This is a genomic window from Psychrobacillus sp., assembly GCF_056205495.1.
The window spans coordinates 1-4,784 of record NZ_JBAEAP010000245.1 but is presented as its reverse complement, the minus strand read 5'-3'; the positions used below and the strand labels follow the sequence as shown (position 1 = coordinate 4,784).

The following is a 4,784-nucleotide window of genomic DNA, read 5'->3' as shown; positions in this document are numbered from 1 at the left end:
TGCATTACGTTCAAACTCAAGATCCATGTTTGCTTGTAAAGCTGATGCAGTACCGTATTTATCTACTTGTACGGAGTGGTCGATAACAAGGTCAACTGGAATAGCAGGGTTGATTTTATCTGGATTTCCGCCCATTTCGTTCATCGCAGAACGTAATGCTGCTAAATCAACTACTACTGGTACTCCTGTGAAATCTTGTAGGACAACTCGAGAAGGCTTAAATGGAACCTCTGCTTCTGGATCCGCATCTTTACCCCATTTTGCTAATTGTTCAACGTGCTCATCTTTAATTACATATCCATCATGTTGACGTAACACAGACTCTAGTAATACTTTAATTGAGTATGGTAGACGTGATACGTTTGCGATTCCTGCTTCTTCTAAAGCAGCTAAACGATAATAAGTATATTCTTTTCCATTTAGCGTGAAAGAAGTACGGCTATTGTGTAAGCTATCTTTTGCCATTTGTATTCCTCCTAATATCTATTGAAAAGACTCTATTCAAGTAACTTTTCTCCACCATTAATCATAACTTAACTTTAGCGATAAGTAAATTACATTAAAATTATTATAAGTAATAATTAATTCTTATGACCTTTTATCTTTTTAATTGTTTTCTCTAATTGCTTTAAATGTCTTTTTTCATGTAAACCAACGAATGGAAACCACTGCACTAGCGGTACCCTGCCGAATAAGGGATGCTTTAGTGACTTATCTTGAAAAACTTGATAATCATTATTAGCATATACTTTTAATAATTCCATTCTAGCTGCATGTAATTGACTTTTCATCACCTTTTTTGTCTCGTAATCGGGCTTCGGCACGGTATACTTTGGTGCCTTAACTTTGATCAAACGAAGGGTCGAAACCTGAATTGGCTTTTTTTTCGCATGCGGACTATTAGGATCAGCTAACTCCGACTTAATCCCTTTTACAATCGTATTCTCCATTTTAACCAAGTGTTCCATAATCTCTTTTGGTGACCAAGAGTTTTGATCAGGTTTTTGATTGAACTCCTCCTCGCTTAATGAATCTACAAGTCTAAAAAGCTCTGCACGTATTGTATTGTTTTTTTCAAGAAACATTATTTACCTCCACTACACTATGTTTTGTATATATCTATACTTATACCCACTATACAACCTTACAATCTAATTTCTTTTCTCTCGTTATACTTCGCTTACTTTCTTAATGATATTTATGTCCTTTTTAGTCTTTCATATTATCGGACACTTTCCATATTTATGTGCGATAAGTCAATCATGATAGAAACACAGTCATTTATTTTTAGGCTATGTTAAAGAGTAGGGTTGATTTATGATATAGAGAAATCTTAGATCAGAGAGTAGAATTGATTTCCGCACCAGCCGGACGCTTTCCTCGGGGTGAGCGATAAGCCATCACCCATCGCTTACGCGCGTGGTTGTGATAGCTTATCTGTCTCACTCATCCCGTAGGAGTCGCCGTCTGGCGCTCCAATCAATAAATGGGAATAGCTTTCATGCATCGATAAGTGCTTATAAATAAACTGTCATAAATAAAGCCGAAAAACTGTACCCCATCCCACTTTCATTATCTATTTAAATCTTAATAGTCATTTGAATGTCCCTTTTATAATGTTTACAGTCAATATAAAAGTAAATTGTTAGTCAAAATCAACCAATAACTTTAACAAAGCTTATTTTTATTAGAATGGAGTGTTAATCATTTTCAGTTCCATAGTTGAGTCCTTTTATAGAAGTCAGTAAACGATTATCCTAGTGATTCAGTTACATTATACTCTTAGAAACTATATTGAGAAATATGATTATGTTTCTTTAGTTTGTATGTTCAGAAGTAATTCAGTTGTCATGAATTTTACGGCAAAATATAGACGGAATATTTAAATTAAAAAGCAAGAGGTTTAACGTCTTCTCAGGTTGGCTATACAAGGAGTGTAATCGAAATAATAAATATTTGAGGAGATGAAAGAAAATGGGACTAATTTTATACTTAATCATCGGTGGGATCATCGGTTGGCTAGCAGGACTAATTCTTGGTAAGGATATTCCTGGTGGAATTATAGGAAATATTATCGCTGGTATCATTGGTGCTTGGATCGGTGGAATGATCTTCCCTGATATGGGACCAGTAATTTGGGACATGGCAATTATTCCAGCATTAATCGGTGCTATTATCCTAGTTGCTATTTTAAGTTTAATCTTGAAAAGTATGCGTAAATAATTTTAATGAAGCTAACACGGATTTAAAAAATCATTTCTAAAAAAAGAGACTGCCCCAAGCTTTGATTAATATCAAAAATTGGAGGCAGCCTCTTTTTTTTGTTGAATTTAAAAGCCTGTGGTTGTTAAAAATAGTTTGATTTGAACTTGAGCTGAAAGGTCACTCTAAATTAGTCCATAAAAAAACCTATTAAAAACTCCAAGGAATCTTTAATAGGTTTTAAATATGAATTTATTTACCTTCTTCAATCAGTGTTTCCATATCAATTACAATTTCTTCTTTAGGTACGTCTTCGTATCCGGTATAATTTTTAACTGCAATGCCGTTTTGATCGATCAAATAAAAACGAGATCCGTGAATTACTTGGTCATCGTTTGGATTATTTCGAACGAGCGCTTTAAACGATTGTTCCGCAAATTGGGAGATATATTCCTGAGAATATCCAGTTAGAAGCTCCCAGTTACTTTGATCAGGCACTTCAAACATGTCCAAATATTCTTGTAATTTTTCCGGCGTATCAACCTCAGGGTCTACACTGAATCCGACAATTTTATAATCGTCTATCCCCTTCTCCTTTAACATTCCTTGTATTTCTGCAAGATTAAATGTCATTGGCGGACAAATTGTTTCACAATTTGTAAAGATAAAAGTAGCCAACCAAACAGTTCCCTTTAAATCCTCTAAAGAAGTTTCTTCGCCTCGTTGATTGTCAAATTCAAATTCTTGTATATCCCAATTTGTTTGGGCTTTAAAGTCACTGCTTCCACAACCGGCTAGTACTAATAAGCTTATCATTATAATACTCAATAATTTTTTCATTGTATGACTCCTTTATAACATCCTAGCCTAATCTTAACCAATGTGGATATTGCGTTCAACTACTCTGTCTTTTAGATTTCAACATTTTTGTGTCTATACATTGCTCAAGGATAACAGTGCATTTTTAATTTCTTCAAGCTTGCTCTCTACTCTATGCATTAAATAGAATGACACAAAGATAGGAAAGCCTACATCTTGAATAACCGAAAGCCACTGGTCCATAGGGATAACCTCCTTTTCATCTTCTCCAAAAGTACAAGCGACTATAACACTATTTACTAGAAGATCCAAGCCACTCTCCACTTCAAAATTGAAAAGGTATTAAGAGCTGTTCTCTCTTAATACCCCCTTACCCATGTTAGATTATTGAATTGACATTACGTTCAACAACTTTAGCACCTTTAATACCACTTAGACTAAAGCTATCTACATGAAAAGTGTTGCTGTTAATGAGTGATTGCATCCCTGCCTCTATTTCCTCACGTGTTAGATTTTCGCGAGGCTCGTCTACTGATAGGGTCAATTCCTTCCCATTATCTGTTTCAAATTGAAGTTGTAATGTTTTAGCCATGTTTTACCCTCCCTATTTTTAGTTTAAATTAGATGTTTGTACTTTCTCTGCAATGATAAATGGACTTGTAGAAAAGCCTGAGAGAATTATTACCGCAGCTTCTAATTGGTCTGCAGTGGCACTAGCCTTTACATTTCGATACGTTTTTGACTTTGTTTTTAACTTACCATTTTCACCAATACCAGCTTCAAAAGTAATTCTTAATACGGAATGCTTGTGTTCTAAATTAGCCATCTCAATCACCTCCCTTCACTCTCTATATAGAAAGTTTTTACTTGAAAGGATACATTCATGATGAAAAATTATTTCAAACACCTTATACTAATAGATAGAAGAATGAGGTGAAGAGATTGTTAGAAGGATGGTTTATGTGGTTTATACTTTTTTGGGTTGTTGTCTTAGTGTCTTTGATGGGAATAGGCGGATTTTTCATGTTCCGAAAGTTTCTCAAATCGATGCCTAAAAGAGATGGTAAATCAGATCTCGACTGGGAAGAATATTATGTAGATAAAACTATACACCTATGGAACGATGAACAGAAAGCTTTGTTAAATGAGCTAGTTACTCCAGTCCCTGATTTGTTCAGACCTGTTGCAAAACAAAAAATAGCTGGGAAAATAGGAGAAATTGCTTTAGAAGAAAATGCCAAGGCTATCACTCAGGAACTGTTGATACGTGGATATATCATCGCCACTCCTAAAAGAGATCATAAGTTTTTACGTAAGAAACTCAAGGAAATGGAAGTAGATGTTTCACCATTTGAAAAGTATTTTGCTTTGTCAGAGGATCGAAAAAAAACGAGCACCCCTTAAAAAGGATGCTCGTTTTTATATTGGCTGTTTTTGCATTTTCTTAAACTGTATGAACATTGCAATTCTCCAAGGGACAATCATCCCAAATGCTAAAATCCAAAACATTCCACTTAATGCTCCCACATCAATTGTAGAACTAAGAACAATCTTACCAACTAAACGAATGATTAAAAGCCCGATTAATATGAAGATGAATGCTTTTGACTGTTTCAGATAGATTTCTCCATCTTTATGCTCAAACTTAGATGTCCATATCAGAACAATAGAAAATAACATTCCGATTAACAAAGCTTCACCTATTTGCGCTAATGTTACTCGAAAGAAGGGAAACACAAACATTAATGCCCCGGTTGACATAA

The 4,784-nt window shown here is 34.8% G+C and carries 9 protein-coding genes; 2 read left to right on the top strand and 7 right to left on the bottom strand.

Translation table 11 applies throughout. The features are described 5' to 3' along the window. Both AC06OU_RS07070 and AC06OU_RS07065 read right to left on the bottom strand, forming a co-directional pair. The coding region (locus AC06OU_RS07070; RefSeq protein ID WP_475854917.1) for an aconitase family protein at positions 1 to 465 on the bottom strand (465 nt) is incomplete at its 3' end. Between the two features lie 116 nt (positions 466 to 581). Beyond that, on the bottom strand, positions 582 to 1,085 hold the full coding sequence (locus AC06OU_RS07065; RefSeq protein WP_475854916.1) for a DinB family protein: 504 nt from the start codon (positions 1,083 to 1,085) through the stop codon (positions 582 to 584). Between the two features lie 889 nt (positions 1,086 to 1,974). On the opposite strand from AC06OU_RS07065, the gene AC06OU_RS07060 reads away from it, so the two are divergent. Then, positions 1,975 to 2,223, top strand: coding sequence for a GlsB/YeaQ/YmgE family stress response membrane protein (locus AC06OU_RS07060; RefSeq protein ID WP_169359195.1), 249 nt, complete (start codon positions 1,975 to 1,977; stop codon positions 2,221 to 2,223). Between the two features lie 231 nt (positions 2,224 to 2,454). On the opposite strand, the gene AC06OU_RS07055 is transcribed toward AC06OU_RS07060, so the two are convergent. The 4 genes from AC06OU_RS07055 to AC06OU_RS07040 all read right to left on the bottom strand — a co-directional run bounded on the left by AC06OU_RS07055 (position 2,455) and on the right by AC06OU_RS07040 (position 3,847). Next, the gene (locus tag AC06OU_RS07055; protein ID WP_475854915.1) at positions 2,455 to 3,042 is read right to left on the bottom strand and encodes an SCO family protein; all 588 of its coding nucleotides are present in this window, start codon (positions 3,040 to 3,042) and stop codon (positions 2,455 to 2,457) included. Positions 3,043 to 3,135: 93 nt separating this feature from the next. Further along, positions 3,136 to 3,264 (bottom strand): YvrJ family protein, encoded by a 129-nt coding sequence (locus AC06OU_RS07050; RefSeq protein ID WP_169359197.1) that lies wholly within the window; start codon positions 3,262 to 3,264, stop codon positions 3,136 to 3,138. 136 nt (positions 3,265 to 3,400) lie between these two features. After that, entirely contained in the window at positions 3,401 to 3,613 is a 213-nt protein-coding gene (locus AC06OU_RS07045; protein ID WP_169359198.1) for a DUF2922 domain-containing protein, read from the bottom strand. Positions 3,614 to 3,631: 18 nt separating this feature from the next. Continuing rightward, positions 3,632 to 3,847, bottom strand: coding sequence for a DUF1659 domain-containing protein (locus AC06OU_RS07040; RefSeq protein WP_475854914.1), 216 nt, complete (start codon positions 3,845 to 3,847; stop codon positions 3,632 to 3,634). 134 nt (positions 3,848 to 3,981) lie between these two features. Between AC06OU_RS07040 and AC06OU_RS07035 the strand changes: the two genes are divergently transcribed. Next, positions 3,982 to 4,425 carry a DUF2621 domain-containing protein gene (locus AC06OU_RS07035; RefSeq protein WP_475854913.1) on the top strand — a complete coding sequence of 148 codons (444 nt, stop codon included), beginning with the start codon at positions 3,982 to 3,984 and terminating at the stop codon, positions 4,423 to 4,425. Between the two features lie 15 nt (positions 4,426 to 4,440). Here the strand turns inward: AC06OU_RS07035 and AC06OU_RS07030 are convergent. Continuing rightward, on the bottom strand, positions 4,441 to 4,784 hold a 344-nt coding region (locus tag AC06OU_RS07030), incomplete at its 5' end, for a CcdC family protein (protein WP_475854911.1).